This window comes from Motilimonas sp. 1_MG-2023 (genome assembly GCF_030547455.1).
Lineage (GTDB): Bacteria > Pseudomonadota > Gammaproteobacteria > Enterobacterales > CBDFNC01 > Motilimonas.
On the sequence record NZ_JAUOPX010000008.1, the window covers coordinates 102,088 to 127,008 of the forward strand.

Annotated in this window: 25 protein-coding genes; 9 read left to right on the forward strand and 16 right to left on the reverse strand. The window is 43.3% G+C overall.

Annotated elements, in window-relative coordinates:
• Positions 1-152 precede the first annotated feature (152 nt).
• The 4 genes from Q4519_RS06230 to Q4519_RS06245 all read left to right on the forward strand — a co-directional run bounded on the left by Q4519_RS06230 (position 153) and on the right by Q4519_RS06245 (position 2,685).
• Complete coding sequence (locus Q4519_RS06230) at positions 153-782, forward strand: metalloregulator ArsR/SmtB family transcription factor (protein ID WP_303510813.1); 630 nt, start codon at positions 153-155, stop codon at positions 780-782.
• Complete coding sequence (locus Q4519_RS06235) at positions 779-1,387, forward strand: Crp/Fnr family transcriptional regulator (RefSeq protein ID WP_232803117.1); 609 nt, start codon at positions 779-781, stop codon at positions 1,385-1,387. The genes Q4519_RS06230 and Q4519_RS06235 overlap by 4 nt, the downstream gene beginning before the upstream one ends.
• Positions 1,388-1,596: 209 nt before the next feature.
• Positions 1,597-2,229 (forward strand): NAD(P)H-dependent oxidoreductase, encoded by a 633-nt coding sequence (locus tag Q4519_RS06240; RefSeq protein ID WP_303510817.1) that lies wholly within the window; start codon positions 1,597-1,599, stop codon positions 2,227-2,229.
• A 9-nt stretch (positions 2,230-2,238) separates the two neighbouring features.
• The gene (locus Q4519_RS06245) at positions 2,239-2,685 is read left to right on the forward strand and encodes a DMT family transporter (protein WP_232803109.1); all 447 of its coding nucleotides are present in this window, start codon (positions 2,239-2,241) and stop codon (positions 2,683-2,685) included.
• A gap of 123 nt (positions 2,686-2,808) precedes the next feature.
• On the opposite strand, the gene Q4519_RS06250 is transcribed toward Q4519_RS06245, so the two are convergent.
• The 3 genes from Q4519_RS06250 to Q4519_RS06260 all read right to left on the reverse strand — a co-directional run bounded on the left by Q4519_RS06250 (position 2,809) and on the right by Q4519_RS06260 (position 6,316).
• Positions 2,809-4,419, reverse strand: a complete 1,611-nt coding sequence (locus Q4519_RS06250; RefSeq protein WP_303510821.1) for a methyl-accepting chemotaxis protein — start codon at positions 4,417-4,419, stop codon at positions 2,809-2,811.
• 367 nt (positions 4,420-4,786) lie between these two features.
• Positions 4,787-5,680 carry an NmrA family NAD(P)-binding protein gene (locus Q4519_RS06255; RefSeq protein WP_232803105.1) on the reverse strand — a complete coding sequence of 298 codons (894 nt, stop codon included), beginning with the start codon at positions 5,678-5,680 and terminating at the stop codon, positions 4,787-4,789.
• Between the two features lie 63 nt (positions 5,681-5,743).
• The gene (locus Q4519_RS06260; protein WP_232803104.1) at positions 5,744-6,316 is read right to left on the reverse strand and encodes an NAD(P)H-dependent oxidoreductase; all 573 of its coding nucleotides are present in this window, start codon (positions 6,314-6,316) and stop codon (positions 5,744-5,746) included.
• 112 nt (positions 6,317-6,428) lie between these two features.
• Here Q4519_RS06260 and Q4519_RS06265 point away from each other — a divergent pair, with 112 nt between their 5' ends.
• On the forward strand, positions 6,429-6,992 hold the full coding sequence (locus tag Q4519_RS06265) for a TetR/AcrR family transcriptional regulator (protein WP_303510825.1): 564 nt from the start codon (positions 6,429-6,431) through the stop codon (positions 6,990-6,992).
• A 107-nt stretch (positions 6,993-7,099) separates the two neighbouring features.
• On the opposite strand, the gene Q4519_RS06270 is transcribed toward Q4519_RS06265, so the two are convergent.
• The 4 genes from Q4519_RS06270 to Q4519_RS06285 form a co-directional block, all read right to left on the reverse strand.
• Positions 7,100-8,113 carry a TAXI family TRAP transporter solute-binding subunit gene (locus Q4519_RS06270; protein ID WP_232803101.1) on the reverse strand — a complete coding sequence of 338 codons (1,014 nt, stop codon included), beginning with the start codon at positions 8,111-8,113 and terminating at the stop codon, positions 7,100-7,102.
• A gap of 10 nt (positions 8,114-8,123) precedes the next feature.
• Positions 8,124-8,297: a hypothetical protein gene (locus Q4519_RS06275; protein WP_232803099.1), complete on the reverse strand. Its 174-nt coding sequence runs from the start codon at positions 8,295-8,297 to the stop codon at positions 8,124-8,126.
• 12 nt (positions 8,298-8,309) lie between these two features.
• The gene (locus Q4519_RS06280) at positions 8,310-9,083 is read right to left on the reverse strand and encodes a hypothetical protein (RefSeq protein WP_303510829.1); all 774 of its coding nucleotides are present in this window, start codon (positions 9,081-9,083) and stop codon (positions 8,310-8,312) included.
• A gap of 205 nt (positions 9,084-9,288) precedes the next feature.
• Positions 9,289-10,929 carry a hypothetical protein gene (locus Q4519_RS06285; protein ID WP_303510831.1) on the reverse strand — a complete coding sequence of 547 codons (1,641 nt, stop codon included), beginning with the start codon at positions 10,927-10,929 and terminating at the stop codon, positions 9,289-9,291.
• Between the two features lie 124 nt (positions 10,930-11,053).
• Here Q4519_RS06285 and Q4519_RS06290 point away from each other — a divergent pair, with 124 nt between their 5' ends.
• Positions 11,054-11,656, forward strand: a complete 603-nt coding sequence (locus tag Q4519_RS06290) for an HAD family phosphatase (RefSeq protein ID WP_232803094.1) — start codon at positions 11,054-11,056, stop codon at positions 11,654-11,656.
• Between the two features lie 74 nt (positions 11,657-11,730).
• Here the strand turns inward: Q4519_RS06290 and metE are convergent, their stop codons facing one another.
• The 3 genes from metE to Q4519_RS06305 form a co-directional block, all read right to left on the reverse strand.
• Positions 11,731-14,037 (reverse strand): 5-methyltetrahydropteroyltriglutamate--homocysteine S-methyltransferase, encoded by a 2,307-nt coding sequence (gene metE, locus Q4519_RS06295; RefSeq protein ID WP_303510833.1) that lies wholly within the window; start codon positions 14,035-14,037, stop codon positions 11,731-11,733.
• 183 nt (positions 14,038-14,220) lie between these two features.
• Positions 14,221-14,625, reverse strand: coding sequence for a hypothetical protein (locus Q4519_RS06300; RefSeq protein WP_232803092.1), 405 nt, complete (start codon positions 14,623-14,625; stop codon positions 14,221-14,223).
• Between the two features lie 178 nt (positions 14,626-14,803).
• Complete coding sequence (locus tag Q4519_RS06305) at positions 14,804-15,529, reverse strand: ABC transporter substrate-binding protein (protein WP_303510835.1); 726 nt, start codon at positions 15,527-15,529, stop codon at positions 14,804-14,806.
• 253 nt (positions 15,530-15,782) lie between these two features.
• Here Q4519_RS06305 and Q4519_RS06310 point away from each other — a divergent pair, with 253 nt between their 5' ends.
• The 3 genes from Q4519_RS06310 to Q4519_RS06320 all read left to right on the forward strand — a co-directional run bounded on the left by Q4519_RS06310 (position 15,783) and on the right by Q4519_RS06320 (position 18,181).
• Entirely contained in the window at positions 15,783-17,174 is a 1,392-nt protein-coding gene (locus tag Q4519_RS06310; RefSeq protein ID WP_303510837.1) for a DUF4397 domain-containing protein, read from the forward strand.
• A gap of 81 nt (positions 17,175-17,255) precedes the next feature.
• Complete coding sequence (locus Q4519_RS06315; protein WP_303510840.1) at positions 17,256-17,612, forward strand: hypothetical protein; 357 nt, start codon at positions 17,256-17,258, stop codon at positions 17,610-17,612.
• 212 nt (positions 17,613-17,824) lie between these two features.
• The gene (locus tag Q4519_RS06320) at positions 17,825-18,181 is read left to right on the forward strand and encodes a hypothetical protein (protein ID WP_232803088.1); all 357 of its coding nucleotides are present in this window, start codon (positions 17,825-17,827) and stop codon (positions 18,179-18,181) included.
• A gap of 55 nt (positions 18,182-18,236) precedes the next feature.
• On the opposite strand, the gene Q4519_RS06325 is transcribed toward Q4519_RS06320, so the two are convergent.
• The 6 genes from Q4519_RS06325 to Q4519_RS06350 all read right to left on the reverse strand — a co-directional run bounded on the left by Q4519_RS06325 (position 18,237) and on the right by Q4519_RS06350 (position 24,839).
• The gene (locus Q4519_RS06325) at positions 18,237-19,037 is read right to left on the reverse strand and encodes a CLCA_X family protein (protein ID WP_303510843.1); all 801 of its coding nucleotides are present in this window, start codon (positions 19,035-19,037) and stop codon (positions 18,237-18,239) included.
• A 27-nt stretch (positions 19,038-19,064) separates the two neighbouring features.
• Positions 19,065-19,799 carry an amino acid ABC transporter ATP-binding protein gene (locus Q4519_RS06330; protein WP_303510845.1) on the reverse strand — a complete coding sequence of 245 codons (735 nt, stop codon included), beginning with the start codon at positions 19,797-19,799 and terminating at the stop codon, positions 19,065-19,067.
• The gene (locus Q4519_RS06335; RefSeq protein WP_232803082.1) at positions 19,796-20,467 is read right to left on the reverse strand and encodes an amino acid ABC transporter permease; all 672 of its coding nucleotides are present in this window, start codon (positions 20,465-20,467) and stop codon (positions 19,796-19,798) included. The genes Q4519_RS06330 and Q4519_RS06335 overlap by 4 nt, the downstream gene beginning before the upstream one ends.
• A gap of 14 nt (positions 20,468-20,481) precedes the next feature.
• Entirely contained in the window at positions 20,482-21,240 is a 759-nt protein-coding gene (locus Q4519_RS06340; RefSeq protein WP_232803080.1) for an amino acid ABC transporter substrate-binding protein, read from the reverse strand.
• A gap of 247 nt (positions 21,241-21,487) precedes the next feature.
• Positions 21,488-22,729 (reverse strand): ABC transporter substrate-binding protein, encoded by a 1,242-nt coding sequence (locus tag Q4519_RS06345; protein WP_303510849.1) that lies wholly within the window; start codon positions 22,727-22,729, stop codon positions 21,488-21,490.
• Positions 22,730-22,796: 67 nt separating this feature from the next.
• On the reverse strand, positions 22,797-24,839 hold the full coding sequence (locus Q4519_RS06350) for a methyl-accepting chemotaxis protein (RefSeq protein ID WP_303510852.1): 2,043 nt from the start codon (positions 24,837-24,839) through the stop codon (positions 22,797-22,799).
• Positions 24,840-24,921 lie beyond the last annotated feature (82 nt).

A 24,921-nucleotide genomic window follows, 5' to 3' on the forward strand; every position in this document is an offset into this window, starting at 1 on the left:
GTTGCTTCCTCTCATTTGTTATTAAGTAAAGTAAATTATTTATTTAATATTTAAGTTAACGGCAAATAAAAATTAAGTAAACAAAAAACTTTACTTAATTTTACTGCCACGAAATAATACTTAGCATAGACAAGCCGTTGCAGTGGAGTCACATGAGTAAGTTAGCAAAAGCCGGTCGAACCATACTTGAATTGCTGAAGGAGTGTGGTGATATGACAGTGAAACAGTTGGCTGAGAAGCTGGAAATGACCACTATGGGTGTACGTCAGCACTTGCAACAACTTGAGCAAGAAGGCGAACTAGTCAGTTATGATGAGAAAGCCCCGCGCGGGCGACCAACCCGCTTTTGGCAACTGACACCGGCGGCGCAGCGCCACTTTGAAGACCGCCACGAAGAGCTGACAGTGCAGCTGCTTATTTCGGTAAAACAAGTATTTGGTGAGGAAGGCTTAGATAAACTTATTGCGCAGCGAGAAGCGGATTCAATTGCTTTATATCAAGCGCGTATCTTACCCTTAAACACGATTAAAGCCCGTTTAGACAAATTAGCTGAGTTAAGATCGCAAGAAGGTTATATGGCCAGTGTGGAGCAAAATGAGCAGGGATATTTGTTGCTAGAAAACCATTGTCCAATCTGTGCCGCGGCGACTGCTTGTATGGGATTTTGTCGCTCTGAACTCAGTATTTTCCAGTCTCTTTTTCAAGATTTAGCAGCCGTGACTCGCACCGAACATATTATCGAAGGGGCCAGACGCTGCGTTTATCAGGTAACACCATTATGATCAGTTTAAATGATAAAACATTGGCGCTAGCGGCATTAAAGCAAGCCCTTAATCAATATCACAAGCTTGAAGAGACAACTTGGCAAGCCATGCAAAATATTGTACGGCTAAGCCGTTTAAACAAAGGGCAAGTGTTATACGAGGCGGGTGTAACACCAAGTACTTTTGCTTTTGTTTACCAAGGATTAGTGCGTGCTTATGCTCTTGATGAGAAAGGTGTGGAATACAATAAAAAATTTTTCATCGAGGGCGAGTTCCCTGGTTCGATGAGTGCGTTGTTAACCAAGGCTCCTTCGCAGGTCACTATTGCTGCACTTGAGCCGAGCCTGATCATTGAAATTGACTTTGCTGCCTATCGCAAGTTATTAGCACGGCATCATGACTTGGCTTTACTTCAGATCGCCTATTTAGAAAAAAACTGGCTACTAGAAAAAGATGCCCGTGAGATTGAATTGGTGTTGACCGATGCTAGCCAGCGTTATCAACGCTTTCTGACCGAACATAGTCAGTTGGCGGCGCGTTTAACCCAATATCAAATAGCGTCACATTTGGGGGTCACGCCTACGCAATTAAGTCGGATCCGTAAACAAATAGCGGCAGATTAGCTTGCCCAGAGTAAAGTGTAAATCTGCGTAATCCTTTAATTCAAAAGTCATTCAGCTTGAACATTTCGTCAACAAGAATGTCTTGTTAGGGAAAATGTATCCAGATTTCGGGTTTAGTTAAATATTTTGTCTTCGTCAACCTATGTAAATGAGCGCGCTCTTGCTTCTCGCTAAGATGATCTTATCAACCTTACAGAAGGAATAAATAGATGACTTTACTTACCGCTTTAAATTGGCGTTACGCTGTTAGACGTTTTTCTGATCAAGTTGTCACAGAAGATCAACTGGAACAATTACTGCACGCGATAGTATTAAGCCCGTCTTCCTACGGCTTACAGCCCTATCGTGTATTAGTGGTAAAAAATCAAGCATTACAACAACAGCTGGTTGCCCATGCTTATGGTCAAGATAAGGTTGCTGACTGCTCGCACTTATTGGTGCTAGCTGCCGACACAGATATTGGCGAGACGACGGTTGCGCGCTATTTTGAGAATTATGTTAAAGCCAATGGGCAACAAGCCGATCCGAATGCATTGGCTAACTATCGCGATCACCTATCGAGTGCCCTTGCGGCAAAATCGCCACAGCAGAAACAACAGTGGGCTGCAGAGCAAGTTTTTATTGCATTGGGCAATTTAGTCACCAGTGCCGCCCTGTTAAATATTGATGCCTGTCCGATGACGGGGTTCGATGTAGCAGGCTTTAATCAGGTACTGGGTTTAGGCGAACTCGGATTAACAGCCACAGCCATTTGTCCGATCGGCTATCGTCATGCTGATGATAAAAATGCTCAGCAAGCTAAAGTGCGTCGTTCATTGGCAGAGTTTGTGATTAGAAAATAGGGGGCTAAGATGGCTTATCTTCCGGTATTAGCTTTTATTGCGGGGGCGGCTATTGCCACCCAAGGCGGCATGAATGCACAACTTGGTATGCTGTTAAAGAATTCTTTGATGGCAACTGCGGTTGCCTTTCTGCTGAGTAGTGTATTGGTTAGCTGTGTATTGTTATGGTCAAACAAGGTTTGGCCCACAAGCGAGGTGTTACGTAATATTCCATTACCACTTTGGTTTGGCGGCACGCTTAGTGCGCTAGGTGTTGCATTATTTTATTACCTGATCCCAAAAATGGGCGTTGGTAATATGATGGCTTACGCACTGGCAGGGCAGATTATTATTGCCATGGTGATCAGTCATTTTGGCTGGTTTGGTTTGCCAGTTTCGACGATAGATGGCTATAAAATCATGGGCGTGGTGGCGTTACTAGTTGGAGTTTGTTTAATTAATGGGGTGGGAAAATAGGCCGAGAGAATATTTTGCTGCAATTTAGCTTATGTATGGCGCATTCTGTGGGTGCCAGCTTCGCTCCCATAGAATGCATCGGCCTTCACTGATTAGCAATGAACAAATCATGCTAAATATATTTTAAGTATCTATTTTTGAAAGAGAAAATTGTGCTAACAGCCGCTCTAGCTGCTCTGATAATTGTTCTAACTCTAAACTAATATCACGGCTTTCGCTGGCCGATTGTGACGTGTCATTGGCGTGTTCGGTGATCATGAGTATTTGGCTTTGAACGTGTTCGCTTACTTGAGAGGTGGTTAACGTTTGTTGCTTGATTTGCTCGGCATGATTTAGAATATCTTGCATTGCTTGCATGGCACCACTCATGGCTTGGGAAAGGGCTTCAATGTCTGTTGCACGTTGATGTGCGGAATCACTTACATCATCGACAGCTTGTAATGAAGCTATGCTGCCTTGTTGAAATTCATTAATAATATTTTCAATGTTACCAGTGGCTTCACTGGTGCGGCTTGCCAATACTCGCACTTCATCGGCAACCACGGCAAAACCACGGCCTTGCTCGCCAGCGCGAGCGGATTCAATGGCAGCATTCAATGCCAGTAAATTGGTTTGTTCAGCAATACCCTTGATGGTTGCTAAAATAGATGACACTTGTTCTGTTTGTTGATTAAGTTGACTGATACGTTGCTTTACATCATCAATGTGTGTAACCAAGCCATTGATTTCACCACTGACACTATGAGCTTGTTGGGCACTGGTTGCTATTGTATTGGTGGTTTCGGTGACGAGCTGTGAGGCTTGTTGCGTGGCATCACTTGCATGCTGCTGTTGTTGCTGCATTTCTGCAATATTACTTTGTACATGCTGAGTTTCTTGCATTTGATTACTTGCCGCATTATCTGTGGTGCTAGAGACTTGAGTGAGGCGGCGTGCAGAGTCAACCAGTTGATTAGACGTAGTTTTAACTTGTTGTAAGCTTTGTTCTACGGTTGTTAATAGCGAGTTTATGCCAACGCCAAGCTGACCAATTTCATCATTTTGTGACAGTGTGAGTCGTTTAGATAATTCTTTATTTTCGCTAACCTGAGACATGAAGTTTGACGTCTGGCGAATCGGTTTGATAATGATTTTGCGGATAAGCATTATGGTAACCATAAAACCAATAATGGCGATAACGCTCATAATGATAACGGCAATGAGTGCGCTTTGGCTCATTAATTTGTTGATGTGGGAAAGGTTGTATTCTAAACGTATGACCCCTAGTACTTCACCTTCTTTGGCCTGATGGCAACCGAGACAGTTGGTTCCTCGATAATCGCTACTGGCTTTCATTGGTAGAGCTATCACTAATCCATTGCCCCAGCTGGTGTTTATGGGCTCAACTATGGTTTCTCCCGCAAGTGCGCGCTGGTCTATGCTATCTTGGGCCTGTTGCTCTGTTGTACCAGTACCGTAAAGCTTGTTAACTGCCTCGCCACGGATTACTCGTACTTGCTCAATGCCATTTTGGGTGAGCGCTTTTTGTCGCAGTTGCTCTTTTTGTGCCATGGTGCCGGTCAACATCATCATATTTAGGCTGTCAAAGTAATTACTGGCTTTATCCTGTAATTGCTCGCTTAATACGGTATGCAGTAAAGCACTCTCTTGGCGGTATTGATAAAAGGTGGACGACGCCAATACCAAGGCAAATACACTGATTAACGTTAGCAATAACTTAGTAGCAATGGACATATGATTTATTCACCTACAGGAGATACGCATTTGATATGTTGTTGCTCTTTAAAAATAGTTTATTTTTAGCGTTTTGCTGGAGAGGATAAAAAACTGGGAATATCGATGTGAAAGCTCTGCACTGGCCAACAAGTTAAAACATCACAGAACCGCCCCTATCTTGTTACGAGCGGTGAGATAGGGATGGCTTATACCCGATCAACCTAGAGATGCTTGAAACATGCATCTTCAAGTTGATTGGGTATATATTGTTATCAACTTACTCTTTGTTGATGATTTGAATTGGCGTAGAGCGACTAGGCAGCATACGATTTGCCGCGCTCCAAGTTAGTTCGATCAAAAATTAGCTGCGAAAGATAAGCAGGTCTTAGTTAAAATAGTGTTTGTTTTGGGCAAGCCACTCGGGTAATTCCATAGGTGAGCGGCCTATTAGGTCTGTTATGTGGTTTTTTGATAGTTCAGGAAACCGCTGCCAAATTTTACTTTCGTGTTGAATATATTCACTGATAAAGGCTTGATCATTTTCGATTAGGCCCTGATCGGAATTCTCATATTGAATTGGTTTATCCACTAATGTGCTAATTTGTTTGGCTATATCATTGAAACTAAAACGCTTCTCACTCGTGAGGTTGTACTGTTTATTAATGTGCATACAGGCATCATCAGTTAGGACTTTCACCAATGCATCTGTCATGTCCGCTTCGGTAAGGTAAGCTCGCGCAACATCTAACCCAGGTAGGCGAAGCTTTTGTTGTTGTTTAATGTCATCGGCAAAAAACCAAGGGATATTAGATGTAAACCATGCAACCATATTTAAGTAAGTGAGTGGCATATCGGTGCGTTCGAGCAATGCTTTGCCAACCAAATGAAGAGCAGTGCCAGCTGGTACTTTCATGTAGTCAGGGTCCATATCGGCAATTGTTGCGCCCTCCGGTATGGCAATAAGACGCACAAGTTGTTTGATGCTTGGGTTTGCTTTATAAGCAGCGACAATGTTTTGAACTGCTAGTGGTTCATCTAGTACAAAATCTGGCGGGATCATCACAACACGGTCGACTCCCTGAAAGGCTGTAATTAAACTGTTGCTATCATGCCAGTCTGCTAGGATAACCTGTGCTTGTGGGTATCGAGCTTGCAATTCAGGAACAGCCTCTGTTCGACTGGTGGTGAGCTTTAGATGCACATTGTCAAAACGATCCAGTGAGGCAGTAAGTTCACTGGCAATCCTGCCGGAGGCACCGATAATTAAGATAGTTTCCATGAATATCTCTTAGGTTTTTGATTGTTGTGAAGATGTAAGTGAGTGCATATCGAATGGCTCAGCTTAAAGCTTTGCAGCTTGACGAGCGATGATGTTTTGCCATGCATTTCGTGCTTCTGGCTTAGAGCTAATCACTGGTCCAAAGTATTGAGTGGCAACAGTCTTAATACCAACAAAGTCTAAAATGGTACGTTTCAGGTGCTTATAGATTACATTCCCTTGCACCAGCTTGTACCAAAAGACCGGGGTATCTAAGGTAAAAATAAGCTCTGAGGTTTTACCTTTAAGTAACTTTTTCGGGATAGACTTTCCTTCCTCATATGAAAATGCAAAGCCAGACAAAAAAGTGCGATCGATGGCTCCTTTGAACTTCGCAGGCATGCTTCCCCACCAAACTGGTGAGATAATCACTATGTGATCTGCCCAGCTAATATGTAGCTGTAGTTGCTCAAGATCGGGCTCTAGTGGTTGTACTTTATCGTAGCCTTCAGTTAGATCTGCTTGGAAATCCAGCTCACCAATATTGACGCTGACTACTTCATGCTTACCTATGATACTGGCCTTATAGGCTTCACCCATCGCCTTATTCAAGCTTTCTCTCTTCGGGTTTGCGTTAAGGATAAGAACCTTTTTCATGATTACCTCTGAATTACAATCTGGGTCGGTTGACCTAGTTATGTTAGGTCGATAGACCTAGCCGTGTCAAGCGTGATATATTAGCGGCTTATTTGGAACTGACAGAATAGCTATGAATCAGTCTGTAACCACAAAAACACAAATCATTCAAAGCGCCTTAGAATTGCTGGTGAGCTCAGGCTTAGAGGGGCTAACGATGAGGAAAGTGGCCAGTCAAACAGGTCGCAGCCTAAGTAATGTGCAACACCATTTTAAGAACAAGCAGGTATTAGTATGTGCGATTGTTGAACACTATTTTGAGTTGTGTTCCAATTTGATCGATGAATTTAAAACCGTCACTACAAAAGCCAAACAGTATGATAATTATGAATTTTTCTTGTTTTGTTTGAATCACTTTGATGATCATACCGATGCCTGTCGATTTTTTCGTGAGATTTGGGCATATGCGTTACGTGACCCTGAGCTTGAGGCGTTTTTAGTGAGATACCAACGTCAAACAATTGAACAGCTATGTTGTTTTTGGTCGGCCTACCCAAAAGAAAACGCGTTGAAAGCCGCCGCCTTGGTGTTGCCATATTTTGATGGCTACTCGCTCCATAGTCATTCTATCGATCTTAACAATCATGAAGTTGCGCTATTGATGAGTGATCTAGTTGAAAGGTTGTTGAAAGCGTAAGCTGTTTAGCGCCTGCTTGTACTTTGAGTTTCTTCAACTCAATTACATCAGATAAAAAACGGTGGCCTAGACCACCGTTTTATTATTTTTGATAGCAGAGAAACATCTTATTCTGATAGCTCATCTTCTGACTGCTGGTATGCTGGCTGTTGCGGTTTTGTCGTGGCAGCTGTCTCTTCTAATAATGGAAAGTAGCTCCAATCAACTTGACCTTCATCCTCGATGAAATCATAAACCGACGCCCAAAGTGGGTTAGTATCCGGATCATCCGCAAGGTCGGCAATGTTGTCACTGATACAGGTTGCCAATTCGCTCATGTGCGTATTTCGGCTGGCTTTTCGAAATGATTTACCCAGTAACAAAGCGCGAACACCAACAGTTGGTACACCCGTTACTTTGCCATTTATTTGGTAATTAACGACTTGTTTTGAATAGAAGCCTGCTTGTTCTGATATCTCATGATAGTTGAGTGATACGAGGTGATAGCGGCCAGATTGGAGTAATTCTTCAACAGGTTTGTAAGGATGACCACCGACTAAAATGAGTGGTAAATTGACTTGAGCGCGTTTGTCTTCAGGTATGTCGATTACTTTGAGGTTTAACTTAAAAAAGTAACTTAGTGCTTCGGACGACACTATCGATCCACCCCAAGAGCCTACTTTCTGATCTTTAAGCATACTTAGGCTTATCTTTGGTGCTTTTTTATCTTCAAACAGTGAATCTATCCAGCCTTTTTTAGCACTTTCTGGTTGGTAATCTTTAGGAATTAATAAATGAATGGCTTCTTCATGTAATCCAGAAATGACTTTTAAACGGTTTTTATTCACTTTTCTTGGTGAGCGCTTGGCATGATAGTTGAGCACGTCCTCTTGCACTATACCGACAGAATAAATTTTGTTACCCATACCCATCAGGTTGTCTACCGAACCACCGGAGTTGAGTACGGATAGGGACGCATCAGATAAATTGTCATTACAATAGTTAGCGATATCGTTAGCCATCGAGAAATAGTTGCCTTTTGGGCCCCCACTACCTAGTTTGATTTCATCAGTCTGCGCATGGACAGATAAGCTTGCTAATAGTGTGATTGCGATAAACGCAGTACTCTTTAATTTTCTCATTAATATTTTCCTAAAATGGGCTTTCTGTTTCGTATTGGCTGTTGTAGATGTCTGGTGTGTCGGTGTCGCTACTCGATGAGCCCGCGATACCCGCAATTACACCAATAACAACGACAATTGCAAAAATAACTCCCACTATAATTTGCATGATCAATGTCGATTTACGGACTTCTGGGGACTTCAACGCGTTACTCCTTTATTGTTGGTCGATCTCATAGTCAGAAACTGAATTTTCAATACTGACCATCGCTTGATGAAATTCACCTTCGATGGCGGCAAATGCTTCTAAGCCAAGCATTTCTTCCAATTTGTTGCCGGACGTCGCAGCCGCAAAATTCATGGCTTCACCAACAATATCGGTAAATTCAGCCATGTCTTTGTACGAGGCTACTTTTTTCTCGAATGCTTTGTTTAATGTTGCCGCGCGGTCAACGTTAGCGCATATGATTCGATAGGCATTTTCTACTTTCTCAAGCATGTCAGCTTTAACGTTGTAATTATTGTCAGTGGCGGGGGTGGATTGAGCTAATTTACTTTGCAACTTTTTTACATAGCCACCCATTTTGTCTCGTGACTGCCTTGCTTGATTTAAGCGCTGTGCCGAGCTTAATACTAGGTTGTCGAGTTGTAGCGTATTGTTTTCTCTTGCCTCTGCAATCATCTTTTGTAGTACAAAATTTTGTGTTTTTTGTTTAACTAATGGATCAAGAGATTTCAAAAAACGAAGGCCATAAAATAGCGCTAGTGTGGCACCAACGGCAATGAATAGCGCAACAACACCTTGAATTATTTGTAATAAAAATAAGCCAAGGAACAAAAATCCGGCAACCATGAGGCCTACAAAAGCTAGATTTCTTGCTTTAGTGGTAATCGGAGATGTTTGTTTTTCTCGTATTTCAGTGATCGCTTGGTTGCTTTTTTCAAGCACACTAGCGAAGCTGGTGGAAATGTTTAGGTCTGAGGTTTGCATCGGATTAGACATATCCTTGATATAAATAAGTCATGTTATTTATTTTTGACTTTTTATGCAATGTGTAACTGGCTAATACGTTGCAAAACGGAGCTTTCCTCTCGTTTCAAAGCAATCAAAAAATGCCTTTTCTGTTAGAAACAGTAAGGAGCTGCTCGTCGCAGTGGTGGACGAGCTTGCATACGGTTCCCTTATTGCTGGCCAATTATTTGCTATAGGTTTCTATGCTGGATTGGGTTTGATCAAAAAAGGTGACTTGTACCGTGACGGTTTGAATGGCCTTGTCGGCGCGAATATAGCCAGCAAAGCTTTCTGGTATATTGAATGGCTGTTTCGTATTACAAGGTGGCAGCACCAACTCTTTATCTAGCTTGTCGCTGTCGAGCGAGTATTGAACACGCTGAATAGCGCAACGGCTGGTCGCGAGCTGTGAGAAGTAGACTAAGGTTTCATCGTTGAAGTCTCGTAGCATTAACCAAGCGTTTTTGGTCATATTGAGCATTTCTCGTTGCGCCATTGCTACGTGTTGTTCGGCATTAAATGCGTAGTTAAAAGGGCCAACTTCATTGCCTTTGAGATCGATGTATTTGGCTTGGATAATTTGTGGTGATGAGGTATTTGTGGGCAGCATAATAAAAGTGTTCGGTAAGGTATGGCCGGTTTGAGGATCTTTCCAATTACTTTGTCCGGTACTTTTAAAATCAGTCATTTCGACAGTCTTGTAGAAAATTTCCTTTGGCGTGTCGGTATATTGCAGGTTTATTTGCAACCCTGAGTTGCTAACCGAAGGGGTAAAGCTTAATGACTGTTTTAAGCCTTGCTCTGAAATCACCGCAAGGGCTTGGCTGCGTGTATTCACGTCTTCCAGTTGACTGTTAAGCAGTTCATGATCGAGATAGTGTTTAACCCATTGCCCTTGTTGGTGCAAGCTAATCACTTGCTCTAAGGCGCGTTTTTCTTCTAGCTTGTCTGCGCTGGTTTGTTGGCCTAAGAGTCGTTCTGAAGCCAAGCGAGATAGCTCATACCATGCCGGTGTATAATCAGAGTGTTGTACCACGAAGGAAGTTAAACGTTCGCGACGCTGTGCCATTGGTAATAACATTAATCGGGCAAATTGTACGCTAATGCTATTTTGCCCAGCAAACTGTTCGGCGTAAATTTCTCGTGCACCTGAGCTTCCTTCCTGAATCTTTAGGAAAGATTGGTAGCGTAAATGGGTATCTATATAGTCTTCTTGAAAGCGGAAATAATTGAGATAGGCTTGGCGTGCGCCACGATAGTCGCCGCTGAGTTCAAATAAACGCGCGTTGTGGTAATAATCTTGTGCTGTTTTTGGCTCGGCAAGAATGCCGCCACTGCTTTGGCCTTTTATTATTTTGTCTAAGTTGTCGTTAAGTTTTTCCACTGCTTTGGCGGTATTTTCGGTGTGCTTAGCAATGTCTTTGTTACTGCTGGCAATATCTTGAGTGTTTTTATCTATTTGCGCTAACGATTTTTCCATGATGCCTAGGCTTCCTTGTAGCTTGGCAAATAAGTCAATGTGACTGGCTAATATCCCTTGCGGCTGTTCAGGACTTTGCAGGTAGTAGATCCCGCCGTTGATGCTAGCTGAGATAATGAAAAACAAGATTGGCGCAGCCAGTAGTTCACGCCATTTTATGACCAGTAGAGCACCCGTAAAGAGAATGAGTAACGCGCCAAGGGAAATAAAATACAGATATTGCGCAAACGGTGAAATCGGCTCCATAACATCGGCAACAGTGCCGAGCGTGCCTGAAGCGGCGCTGAAAGCGGGTAAGGTTTTTTTACCTTTTTCACTCATGTATTTTGTGAGTTGTTCGCGCATTGTTGTTTGTTACCAGGCAAAAGCCTCATCTTAGCGTGGATTGAAATATAAAGAAAAAAATGAAGTGGTGAGTTTTGATCGGGTTCGCGTATATTTATGATTTTGTCATGAGCGAGGTATCGTAATGCAAGTAAATTTAAATGCTTATCAAGGGATTATTTTCGATATGGATGGCACTTTAGTTGACTCAATGCCATTGCATTTAAAAGCATGGCAATTGACGGCGGAGAAGTTTGATTTTGAATATGATAAAGAATGGCTGTACAACCAAGGTGGCACACCAACCTATGGTATTGCCGAGCTGATTAATGCTAAACAGCAGCGTAACCTTGATCCGTCAGCGTTAGTTGCTAGTAAGCGAGAATTTTTTGATCAAATTCGTCATCAAGTTGAGCTGATTCCTGAAACATTTGCTTTATTGCAGCAGTTGCAGGGGCAAAAAAAGTTAGCCATTGGCACCGGAGCTGATGCTCGCACCACGGAGTTTATTCTCAATACCTTAGATTTATTGCCGTTAGTGGATGTGGTGGTGAATGCTAATGATGTTGAGCGACATAAACCTGAGCCTGATACCTTTTTATTAGCCGCGCAGAAAATAGGTTTAAAGCCCGAACAGTGTGTGGTGTTTGAAGATACTAAAACAGGTTTGGCCGCGGCGCAGGCAGCAGGCATGGATTGTTATTTGGTCATCAATAATAAAATAGCGCGGTTTGTGCCTAAGCCTTAGATTGTATTCGCAATATAAATCTCCCACTGAGGTTATAGTGGGAGATAAATTTATTCAGCGAATGCGCGAGTAAATTAACACGTGGCGCGAAGGGTTTTCGCGGCGTCCACCATGTTTTTTAACGCGGCGTTAGTTTCAGGCCAGTTTCGTGTTTTTAAGCCACAGTCTGGGTTCACCCACAGACGCTCTGGGTCGATTTTTTCGGCCGCCGACTTTAATAAATCAATTATCCAAGTCTGCTCAGGCACATTAGGTGAATGAATGTCGTAAACACCTGGGCCGATGTCATTTGGGTATTGGAAGGCTTCAAAAGCGTCCAGTAATTCCATGTTCGAGCGCGAGGTTTCGATGGTGATCACGTCAGCATCCATCGCAGCAATTGACGGCAATATGTCGTTGAATTCGCAATAACACATATGGGTATGAATTTGTGTTTCATCTTTTACGCCGCTGGCACTAATTCTAAAGGCCTCGGTTGCCCAATCAAGATAAGGCACTTTTGCCGCTTCTTTTAATGGCAGCCCTTCACGTAGGGCGGGCTCGTCAATTTGAATCACTTTAATACCCGCGTCTTCAAGTGCTACTACTTCATCACGTATGGCTAGGGCAATTTGCTTGGCGCAAGCTTCACGGCTGATGTCGTCGCGGTTAAAACTCCAACATAAAATGGTGATGGGGCCGGTGAGCATGCCTTTCATTGGTTTTCTAGTTAACGATTGCGCAAAGGCGCTCCAGCTGACGGATAGGTCGCGGCTACGTTTCACGTCACCGTAAATGATCGGTGGTTTAACACAACGCGAGCCATAACTTTGCACCCAGCCGTATTGGGTAAAGGCAAAGCCATCAAGCAGCTCACCAAAATACTCCACCATGTCGTTACGCTCTGGCTCGCCGTGAACTAAGACATCAAGATCCAAGGCTTCTTGCGCGGCAACCACTTGGCGGATTTCGGCTTGCATGGCTTGAATGTATTGATCTTGATTGATTTTACCTTGCTTAAACGCGCTGCGGGTTTGGCGAATATCTGCCGTTTGTGGAAATGATCCTATGGTAGTGGTGGGGTAAGCTGGCAAGTTTAAATGAGCTTGTTGTTGCTTGATCCGCGTAGCAAAGTCGCTGTAACGCTGGCTGGCGGCGCTGGTTAGATTGGCAACGCGTTGCTTTACCTCTTCGCGATGGATTAATGGTGATGTGGCCCGTAATTGCACGATCTCATCGCTGTGGCTTAATGAGCTAAGGCTGACAGGCTCTTGCGGATCGTCGATGATTTGTTTTAGCTGCTGTAACTCTTGGAGCTTCTGTTTCGCAAAGGCTAACCAAGGTTTGATCTCGTCGCTGAGCTTCTGCTCTGAATCAAGATCCACTGGACTATGCAGTAAACTACAAGAAGGTGCCAGCCAGAGTTTGTTGCCGAGTAGATCTGCCACGGGTTTAAGTTTGTTAAAAGCGCTGCGCAAATCGGTTTTCCAAATATTACGGCCATTAATGATGCCGGCCGACAGTACCCAATCTGCTGGCCAATTTTGTAAAACGGGTTTGAGTTGCTCGGGAGCGCGTACTAAATCAAGATGTAAGCCATTAACTGGTAGTGACAGCGCTAAGGCTTGGTTGTCGGCCAAACTATCAAAATAGCTGGCGAGTAAAATGTTAGGGCGGTTTTGCTCAAGCGCTTGGTATGCTGTTTGATAAGCGGCTTGCCAGTCTTGTGGTAAATCAAGTACCAGTGCGGGCTCGTCAAGCTGTACCCAGTTAACGCCAAGGGCCTTAAATTGCGCTAATAAATCTTGATATGCGGGCAGTAAATTAGAGAGTAAATCTAGCTTATTAAAGCCACCTTGGGCTTTGCCTAGCCATAAGTAAGAAATTGGACCCAGTAATACTGGTTTGGGCGTAAAGCCTGCCGCAAGTGCTTCTTTAGTTTCATCAAGTATCTGTGTATAACTTATACTAAACTGTTGGTTTTGTTCAAATTCAGGCACTAGATAGTGATAGTTGGTATCAAACCATTTTGTCATTTCACATGCCGCAGACTGACCGTTACAGCAGCTATGATCATGTTCTTGGCCGCTGTTATCGGTGCCACGTGCCATGGCAAACAAGGTGTCTAGGGTTATACTGTTATCGGCGTTGCGATGACGTGCTGGGATCACGCCAAAAGTAGCGGAAAGGGTAAGTACGTGGTCGTACCAAGCAAAGTCACCAACAGGGACTTGCTCGATACCTGCGGCCGCTTGCTCTTGCCAGTTGTGCAAGCGGATTTGCTGACCAACTTTTGTTAATTCAGCTTGGCTTGATTGTCCTGACCAGTAACTTTCTAGCGCATGTTTTAGTTGGCGTTGATCGCCAATTCTTGGATAACCGAGGTTAGATAATAAAGCCATAATGTAGTCCTGTATGTTTAGACGTTTATGCCAATCAGAATCTACTGCGCCTATCTAATGAGGCTTTAATTCCGATTGGTCTAGATGGCTATAGTATTTTACATAAGCTAAGTTGAATCAATCTCACAATTTTTGTTTTAATCATGAGGTAAATTCATAGTGTGGTTTTTGCTGCTGGCCTGACTAACGGATACTAAGTGCTTGTGAGATTTGTCTTTGCATTACCCACTCTTCGGCATTGGCTAAGTCGCGAAATACACCAGTGTTGAGCGGGGTGGTTTCGGTATAGGCATTCCACATACGTGATAAGCCATAAATAACGTCTTTTTCTGATATTACGGCTATCAACATGTGCGGGTTAATTTGTAATGCTTCTTTGTCGCGTAACGCCATTTTCCATATGTCTTCATGAGAAAGATCAAGATCTTGGGCTTGGCTGTAATCCAGAATCTGATAGTGGATATTTTTTATACTGTGGTTATCAGTGTAAAGAGTGCTTTTTATTTCTCTAATATCATTCACATTGATCACTCCTGTGGCTTGGATGATGACTCCGCCATCATTTAGCCGCTTTATTGATAATGGCATGCAGCCTCCTTTTAGCTCACTGTTATTTTGTCGCTAACTTAGCATTTTCTATTTGGTTTATTGTAGATTTATTTATACCAGACTGAATAAATTTGCACCTAGGCAAGGAATTAGCATACTTCATTAAGATTATGGTAAATATTTGTTTTAGTTGTGTTTTATGGTTTTTATGTTGATGTTAATATTCTTTGATTAACTTGTCGTAAGTGCCATCTTGCTTGATCTCGTTGAGCGCTTTACGAATTTTTTTTACAACTTCAATATCGGTGTGCAAACCCATCGCAATATAGAGTTTGTTATCACTAAAATCTTTGATTGTATATACGATTTTAAGTTCGTTGCTTAAGTCTAAGGCTCTTTTGTGTAAGTAATAAGAAGCTGTTTCTTTCGCTACTGGCCAAAGGTCGATACGATCCATCAATAATTTCTCTAAGTTTGCTTCATGGCTGTTATTGCGTTGTAGTTTTTTAAAGCCTTGTAATACCAAAAACTGCTCGACGTGATCGTCTCTGGTACTGCCAATATTAAATTTTTTAGCCTCTTTCAACTGGTTAAAGGGTTGGATATCTTGGCGGGAAGAAAGGGTAAAAAAGTGATACTGGATATCGGCAATCACGCCGATCCAATGAAAGTAAGGCTCTCTTTGTTGTGACCTGCTGATACTGTAAATTAGGGTGTTTGGATTTTTTTGAGTTTGGTGATAGGCGCGAGACCAAGGTAAAATGGTGATTTTATAGTCATATTCGGCTCGCTCTAAGGTGGCTGCTACAATGGCGGTGCTAATTCCTTTGACTTGCCCCTGCTCTAAATAATTATAGGGCGGGTATTCTTCTGTCACCACTTCAATCGTAACAGCCCAAAGCGTCTGGCTTAGCAGCCATAGCCCACATAATAGATACTTCATTCTCAATGCTCGTGGCCTTGCTTGTATTAAGCATGGCTCATTTTTTCCAATGTTGACAAGGTGGATTGCTGTTACTTGAGTTTTACACGTGAGCTCAACCGCAATTGTTGTGTGTTTGTATTTATTTGTGATCAGTTTGTGAATTGATGGCGTAGAGGCTTAGGAAGAACAGAAACATTCACGGATGAATGGTACTTCCATGTGTTAACACAGCTAAATAAATTAATACAAACAAACGCTAAGGAAATGTGGCATGAAAAAATTTAGCAAAATTCTTTTAACATCAGTGATTGCAGCTAGTTTAAGCGCTTGTATTGACGATGATGATCCTGTGGTAATGGCTGAGAACTCATATCTGCGCGTTTTACATGCAGCTGCGGATGCTCCAAAAGTTAATGTTTGGTTAGATGGTAAGCCAGCATTAGAAGGGGTTGATTATCAACAAACATCAGGCGCAATAAAGGTAGCCGCAGGCTTTCATACCGTACGAGTGGATGCTATTTTACCTGATGGGAAAACCTTGACGGTGATCCCTGAGACAACACTCGATCTTGCCAAGGACATGGAATATAACGTGGTTGCATTAGGTAAGGCCGCGTTAATTGGTAGAGGGGATGCTGCAGAATTTGGGCCTGCCATTATTTCTCGTGCTGCTTTGACACCTAAAGGCGCACGTGTTCAGGCGATTCATGCTGCACCCGATGCGCCAATGGTTGATATTTTTATTACTGCACCAAATGCGGACTTATCAGCGGCCACTCCATTTGCCGATGATGTTTCTTATAAAGCCAATACTGAGGCTGTTGAAGTGCCGGCGGGCACTTACCAAGTTCGCTTAGCTAAATTTGACGACCCAAACGTCGTTTATTTTGACTCGGGTGCGGTAAACCTAGCTGCAGGCTCTGACTGGGTGGTTGCAGCGGTAAAAAATACAGATGCGGGTGAATCACCTGTCAACTTATTAATCGATTCAGGTACTGGCCCTGTGGTGGTTAAAGATGTGAACACTGGCGCCGACATTCGCGTAGTCCATACCATCTCCGATGCGCCTGCGGTGGATGTTTGGGTCAATGGCACAGCTCCTGCAATGGGTAGCCCGCTTTATAATTTGGCTTACAAAGCCAAGACAGATTACATGCCTGTTGCAGCTGGCGATTATGATTTTGCGGTGAGCGTAAATGGTAGCGATCCCGTTACTGTTGTAGATGCGCTAGGCTTGAAGGGAGCAACGTTGGCCGCGGGCATGACTTATACCGCCATGGCAATTGGTAATCTCGGTGACAATGCAGACAACGATGAGTTGTTTGTGGTGACAGATAAAACTCGTCGTGTTGCTACCGAAGCACAGCTACGTGCCATTCATGCGTCAACGATGGCGGGCAATGTTGATATTTACCTTAGTGCCGATGCTAGCCCAAGTGATGACGATGTTATTTTGAAAAACATCCCTTACAAGGGTGATAGCACTGTGTTATCGGTTATGCCAGGCACTGCTTATGTGATGATTACGCCAGCGGGTGATGCATCTACCATTGCAATTGGTCCCGCTGAGCTGCCATTAGCGGCAGGTACGTTAACGACGTTGGTGGCGATTGATGATCCTGCAGCCGCGACTGGCGTTTCTGTTATGAGTCTTGATGATTAATCGACTTTTCTAGTCAGATAGCTAAACTTAAAAGGGCCTATTAATAGGCCCTTTTATTTTTGCTCAGAGCGCGGTTAGTTAATGTGGCGTTATATTTTTATTCTGTTTTTATTTACGCACACGAGTGTGGCGATGACGTTCAGTAGTGATCAAGCATCTTTTACTAAGAGCTTTGATCCCCGAGGCGTCATTGTTTCTATTCAAAGTCGTTCAGATTATTTACTACTTTGCCATGTGCGATACTTACAGGATAAGGTTTGGTTGGTGCTGGGCGCGCAAAGCCAAAGCCGGCCTTTGCTTTTGCCAAATGCCCAATACTATGATGGCTCTTTTGCATGTAAGCCTTACCAAGGGAAAAAAGCGCCGGGTAAGATGTGGCGAGTGCAGCCTTATCGTTACGGCATCCCTGCAAAAAATAAGCTTATTACTGTGCTTTAATTACCTAACCCGAATCTTGGATAAGCGAAGATAGTATATTTTCCTGCAAAAACGCGGTGAATATGTCCTTATAAGCTTTACATTTTCATCTCTGAAAACGAAATTTTGCCGTAAAACATGCTTTATCTGGCTGCGACTACCTTAAAACGGACTGAGGTTGATTATATTAATAGAGGTTACTTCAGGTCTGCTTCATTATTGGGTGAACTTTGATGCGATATTTATTGCTTTTTCCTATTGTGTTTTCTTGCTCGGTGGCAGCTGCCATTTACTCGAAAGATCAGGTTTATTTGAAAAAAACACGGGAGGAAGAAGGCTTAGTGGTCTCGGTGCAAAGTCGTGTTGAGGGCTTTTTAATTTGCCAGCTACGTTTTCGTCGAGACGTAGTGTGGATGGTGTTAGCTGCGAAGGAGCAGGGGCGGCCGTTGCTGTTGCCGCAAGCAAATTACCACGAGCCTTCGCTGCAGTGCAGTGACTATAAGGGCAATAAACCTCATGGCGCTATTTGGCGTGTGCAACCCTATAAAACAGCTATTCCGGAAAAGAACAAATTGATCGAGCTTTATTGAGCTTAGGTAGGGGATTTATCTATTTGAGTTCAGCTTCATCTTCTTTGCTTATTGCCTACTGGCTCGATTTCTTAAGCGCAAATCCCAGTTGATAAAAGTAGAGTTTAAACCCTTGAGCAATCGCTTCCCGGTGTTGAGCAAGGGGATAGATTCCGGCCTTGGCTAGCTCGGTCTGTTGTGTGCCTGCAACCAAATAACGATTGGTGATCGAACTGTGATCTTGTACAAAGGCTTCAAACGCGCGCGCCATTAGCTCTGTTGGACGGCTGTAGTAGAGCTGGTTAAGTTGCTTGTCTAAGGCAATGGCAGCCTGAGTGTAGGCTGATGCTGCTTGGCCTGATTCAGACAGCAACACAATCTTAAAGCATTGTGCTAGCGCTTGGTTTAATGGATGTACAATTAATGTATTTTTATTCAACCAAGTATCTGAAGCAAACTTATAGTGGGGAGGGGTAAAGACTTTGTCTGTGATGTAATGGTCAAAGGCATGCCAAAACTCATGGGCAAGGGCGCCCGCGCCAGCATTTTTAGCTAAGGCTAAGGTGCGACTATAAGGGGCGTAGTGGGCTTGCACGCCTGCTTGGCCGCCGGTACCAAAAGCCAAGTTTAGTTGACCCTTAAGGCCTAGGGCTTGGCTGGGTAGGTTTAAAATAGTGGCTAAATCGAATAGGGCATCAAAAATTAAGTTGGCAGCAATTTGCTGCTCTTCTTTGCTGACCCAGCGACCGATTTTAATGGTAGAAAAAGCAAAGGCATGCTGAATGTCTTGAAAACTAACATCGGCCTGATTGCGATAATCAGGCCCGTTGCGATAGTGAGTTTGGTGCAGTCGAGAAAGGCGCATACTGCCTAGCATATCAGACTCTTTTTTATTGCCTAACGCTTACTTGGTGGCGCGTGCTAAAAAAGCTCGAGTGCGTTCGCTTTTCGGTGCCGTAAACATTTGCTCGGCGCTGCCTTGTTCAACGATATGGCCATCTTCCATAAAGATAATTTTATCGGCTATTTCACGGGCAAACTGCATTTCATGGGTGACCACTATCATGGTTTGTTGTCCTTGCGCCAGTTGCTTCATCACTGCTAAGACTTCATCTACCCATTCTGGATCGAGGGCGGAAGTGGGCTCGTCAAATAAGATGACCTCGCCTTTGGCTGCCATGGCTCGAGCAATGCCTACTCGTTGTTGTTGACCGCCTGATAACTGCACAGGGTAATGATTTATTTTATCGCCTAAGCCCACTTGTTCGAGAATTTTTTTACTGGTGGCAAAGGCTTGCTGCTTTGGCTCTTTCCAAACAGTGAGCAGCCCTTCGGCGACGTTTTCTAATGCCGTTTTGTTAGCAAAAAGTGCATAGTTTTGAAATACGAAGCTACTTTGTTGGCGCAATTGGGTGATACTTTTATTGTTGGCGTGCGCTACATCAACCTTAACTGGCCCAATATTAATGATGCCAGTAGTCGGGGTTTCAAGGTAATTTAAACAACGTAATAAGGTTGATTTACCTGTGCCTGATGGCCCAATAATGACCACGATTTCACCTTGCTTAACCTCAAAATCAATGCCTTTTAGTACGGCTAGATCGCCAAACTTTTTACTCAGGTTAGTTACTTTGATCATTTTACATATGCCCGGTTAAGATGCGTTTCTAGGCGATGTTGTAGTTGCGTGAAGATCACGACGACAACCCAGTAAACAATGGCTACGGCAACAAAACTTTCGAAAAATTTAAAGCTAGAAGAGGCTTCCATTTGTGCTTTCGACATTATTTCTGCCACCCCGAGGGTAAACGCGAGTGAAGTACTTTTGATCATGTCGATAAAGTAATTCATCAGCGATGGGGACGCCACACGGGCCGCTTGTGGCAAAATAATGCGGCGCATGGCCTGTAGCTTGGTCATTCCAATACTTAAGCTGGCTTCCATTTGGCTGCGGTCGACACCCAAGATAGCCGCGCGAATACTCTCTGCCATGTAAGCAGAAAAATGTAGCGATAAGCCAATCACCGCAGCAGTAAATGCGTCCATGCCGACGAGCCATGGCATCAATTGTGGCAAACCGTAGTAGAGCAAAAATAATTGTACTAGTAGTGGTGTGCCACGAAAAAAAGAAATGAATACAATTGAAGCTTGATTCAATACAGGCACAGAAAAAACACGGATAACGGCTACACATAAGGCAATAATCAACGCAAATACGAAACCAAGTAACGCCATTTGCATGGTTACGCCCAAGTACTTTAGCAGTATTGGAAATAGTTCTAGTGTGTAAATAAAATCAAAGTTCAACTGCTCAGTTCCCTTTATTTAGTGATGTCAGCATTAAACCATTTTTGCGAAATTTGGCTTAGGCTTCCGTCTTCTCGCATGCTAGTTAATGCTGTGTTGACACGTGTAATTAGCGCCTTGTTTTCATCTGATTTGATAAAAGGCATCGCATTTTTGATGGTTTCAAATGGTTCGCCAGCTAGCTCGAGTGGTAAGCCCGATTTTTTAATCAGTTGAGCAGATGATACCCGATCCATCACAAATGCATCAGTGCGACCAAGAACGACATCTTGTTCAAAGCCGGCATCATAAGTGATGATGTTAATTTCTTTGTTTGGATCCGCTTTGCGTAAAAGTTGCTCGAAGTTGCTGCCTAAATTTACCGCGACTTTTTTGCCTTTTAGATCGTCAATGCCTTGAATATCCGTACGGCCTTTTTTCACCACTATTTGTGCGCCATCAATCACGTAAGCTTGGGCAAAGTCATACTTAGCTAAACGTTCATCAGTGATGGTGATTTGATTTGAAATAGTATCAATATGGCCAGCTTCTAACATACCAAATAGGCCTGAAAAGTTAGCAGTTTTAAATTCTACTTTTAAATCAGCGCGTTTACCGATTTCATTCCAAACATCAACTTCAAACCCTTGCAGTACATCCTTTTGCACAAAGGTAAACGGGAAGTAGCGGCCTGACATGCCCACTTTGATGGTGTCCTGGGCAAAAGCAGGTGCGGTGATAAAGCTTAGGGCGGCCAAGGTAATAGCCAGTGCGCGAGAAAAGCGTGTAGTCATGATTTGCAGCCTCTTTGTCTAGTTTCGGTTATTTTTGTTATATATAAGTCTAAAAAGTAATTAATAAACAGATTTAGATAACTAATTATTATATAACTCTGTAGTTAAATCACTAGGTATTGAATCTTTTTTAGTCAAAAATTTCTATTTTACGGGCGTTGTCAGTGAAATAAAATGGTGAGGTATGGTTAACAAAAAAGCCAGGCAGAGCCTGACTTAATAAAGAGTAGGTATGCAGCGGTAAAGGTTATTCGCTAGGTTTATACCAAGTGTCCATGCCTTTTTGTAACCGGTCGGCTGCATCTTTTGGGGTCATGGTGCCATTGATTACACCAACACTGGTTTCCCAAATTTCTAGCTCCAAGCTAGGTTCACCGCGATTTAAAATTTGGTATGAGTTGCGAATGGTTGAATCACAAGTATCACGCCACGCTATCATGGCTTTTGCGGTCGGGTCGTCAACATCAATGAAATGATTTGATAACGAGAAGAAGCCAGGTAGCGCATTAGTATAAATAGCGGCGAATTCTCCTGTTGTCATCCATTTTAAGAAGGTTTCAGCGTCCTTCTTATTGGCACTTTTGGCGTTAATACCGACACCTATGTCGGTATGGTCACTGATGTAACATTCGTCATCCGTGTTCTCTACCGGTGGCATAAATACACCAAGATCTAACTTAGTATTAAAAGCGGCTATATCCCATGAGCCCGCAGGGTAAATAGCGGCCTTTTGATCACCAAACATCGCGATGGCGTCATTATAGGTACGAGTTTGATAGCCCTCACCCATATAGGGACCCCACTTCGCAAGTTGTTCAAATACTTTTACGTATTGCGGTGCATTGAGTTTTTCATCGCCGTCGATAACAGCTAGGCGGCCGTCCTCACCTTTCCAATAGTTAGGGCCTATATTTTGAAAGCCCATGGTGGCGGCTTCCCATTTATCATTGGTGCCCATGGCTATCGGTGTGTATTCACCGCTGGCTTTTACTTTATCCAATGCTGAATAAAATTCAGCATTGGTTTTGGGTGGCGTTAGCCCTAGTTCTTTAAAGATGGTTTTATTGTAAAAGAAACCGTGGATCACCGATGCCATTGGTAAGCAAAATGATTGTGCACCATTATCTGTTTGCCATGCGGCTTTGGCAAAATTTGGAAAATTTCCCATACCGTCTAGCTCGGTTATATCGGTTAAATATCCGGCTTGGAATAGTTTCAGTGAATCGTCGAATGGGCGACAAGTGATTAAGTCTCCCGCACTCCCATCGGCTAATTTTTTATTAAGGGTGTCATTGTAGTCAGTGGCATTGGTGTGAACGAAGGTGACTTTTATATCTGAGTGTTTAGCGTTAAATGCTGGAATGATGACATCGTTCCAAATAGCTGCATCTTCACGCCAGCTCTCTATTGAAATATTACCGGCATGGGCAATGGAGGCCGATAACAAAATGGATGCGCCAATAGCATAAGGCAAGGTTTTTAACTTCATTACGAACCCCTTTTTGGGTTGATTAACATATCCTCATTACTGGTTACTGAATAGAATGAGGGGCAGATTAAACTTTGAAGCGTCGGATCAAGGTTTGTTGCTGTTCAATCAATTGCGCTAAGACTTCACTGATCCGAGCTGAATCGCTGGCTTCTCGCTCGGTTTCGAGCGCAACTTCGGTGATACCGTTAATATTTTTAGCTATGTCTTGGCTGACGGCTATTTGTTCTTCAGTGGCTTGGGCGACATGAACACTCATTTCTTTGATGGCCTCCATTCGCGTAGCGACTGCTTGCAGGGCTTCATCGGTGAGACGCGTTTGGTCAACACAGTGGTTAGTTTGCTCTTGGCTTTGATGCATCACATTAGCAACTTGACGAGAACTTTTTTGTAGGTTTTCGATCATGGCTTGAATTTCAATAGTTGATTGCTGCGTACGGGTGGCGAGGGTACGTACTTCGTCAGCAACTACCGCAAAGCCACGGCCTTGCTCACCGGCTCGAGCGGCTTCGATGGCAGCATTCAATGCAAGTAGGTTAGTTTGTTCGGCGATGCCACGGATAACATCGAGAATACTGCCTATATTCGCGCTGAACTCTTCTAGTTTCTGTGTGATGCTTACTGCCTCATTGATTGAATTGGCTAGCTGTTCAGTCAACTGACGATTTTTGGCGACCAGCTCGCGACCCGTGTCGGTATCTTCGTTAGCAAGGGTGACTTCTGATAAGGTATTTTCGGTTGAACGGAATACTTCACCAACACTGACTTCCATCTCTGATATGGCAGTGGCAACTTGATCAGTCTGGTTTTTTTGGTCGGCAACTCGTGCCATCGTGCGATCGCTTATTTCTGCAGCGTTATTGGCCTCTTGAACGAGTTGCACAGAGCCTTGGTTAATTTTACTGAGTACATCAGCCATGCTATCTACTAGGGTATTTAGGGACTCAGACAAGGTGCCAAACTCATCACTGGATTGATAATCGACCCTTTGTGTCATATTGCCCTCAGCCATCACTTTTAGTACTGGGGTAATCAATGACAGTGGTTTGTGAATGCTGCGCGCAATGGTAAAGCCGATAATAGCGGCTACCGCAGCTGAGATAAGTGTCACGATAACAATGTAAAAGACCGCAGTTTTAACTGCTTTGTCTGCTGAGCTCTTTGCTGCTTCGGACTCTGTTTGTGCTTGTGCTGTAAAACTGGTCAGTAGTTGCTCCACTTGAGCCATTTGTTGATTTGCTTGTTCGGTGAGTCTGACTATGTTTGTTTCTAGTTTTTGCTGTTTCAGCATTAAGGGTAGTAAGCCTTGTTCAGAAATACTGATATCCCGAAGTTTATTGACTGCGCTGTTAAAGCGTATGATGACACCTTCATCCACCTTTATTTTTTTCGCCCCAGACAAGGCTTTCTCTATATCTGCAGAAAGGGCTTTTTGTAGTGCCGTCAGGTCTGTTTTGATTCCCGCGCGACGTATTTCTTTTAAATCACGAGCGATGCCGCTGGTTACACGTTCTGCTTTATTACGTTGTGAGCGTTTACTGGCGGTTTCACCTAGTAACAATAACGTTGCTTGCTGAAAGTTATCTTCCTGTTTGACAAAATCGTCTCGCAAAGCAGATAAAGCGTTAAGTGTTTCTAGTAAATTTCTGTGTTCAGATAATATTTGTTCAGCTAAACCAAAATAGTTACTGGCGGCAGTTTGCACTTCGTTAAAGCTACTTTGAATACTTGGATCTAAGGCTTTGCTGCTACTGAGCTGTTGGCTAATTTGCTCAAATTGGTTCTTTTCTTTATTAAATTGCTCCTGATGAATGCTGAGATCGGCGGTTTCGTAGGTAGTACGATATTCGAGTAAGCTGCGATTATTTTTCAGCAGTGCACCTTTGAGATCGGCATTGGAAATTAGTAAAGGAGTGGTTTCCTCGGTGACTGTTTTCAAACTTAAATTTATTTGCTTGGTGTTTAAATAACTAATGCCGCCCAAAATGGCGAGGAGAATAAACATTAGGATAAAGCCAGCAATAGTTCGCTGAATAATACTTAGATGCATGATCCCTTGACCCATCGATGGCTGATTTTTTAAGCATAGAGTAGCGGTAACAGTTTGCACGGACAGCGCTGCTTGTTGACTTATTTTTTACGTATTGGCGAACTTATTGTGAATTTTTTATTAAGGTTGCGTGGTGTCTTAT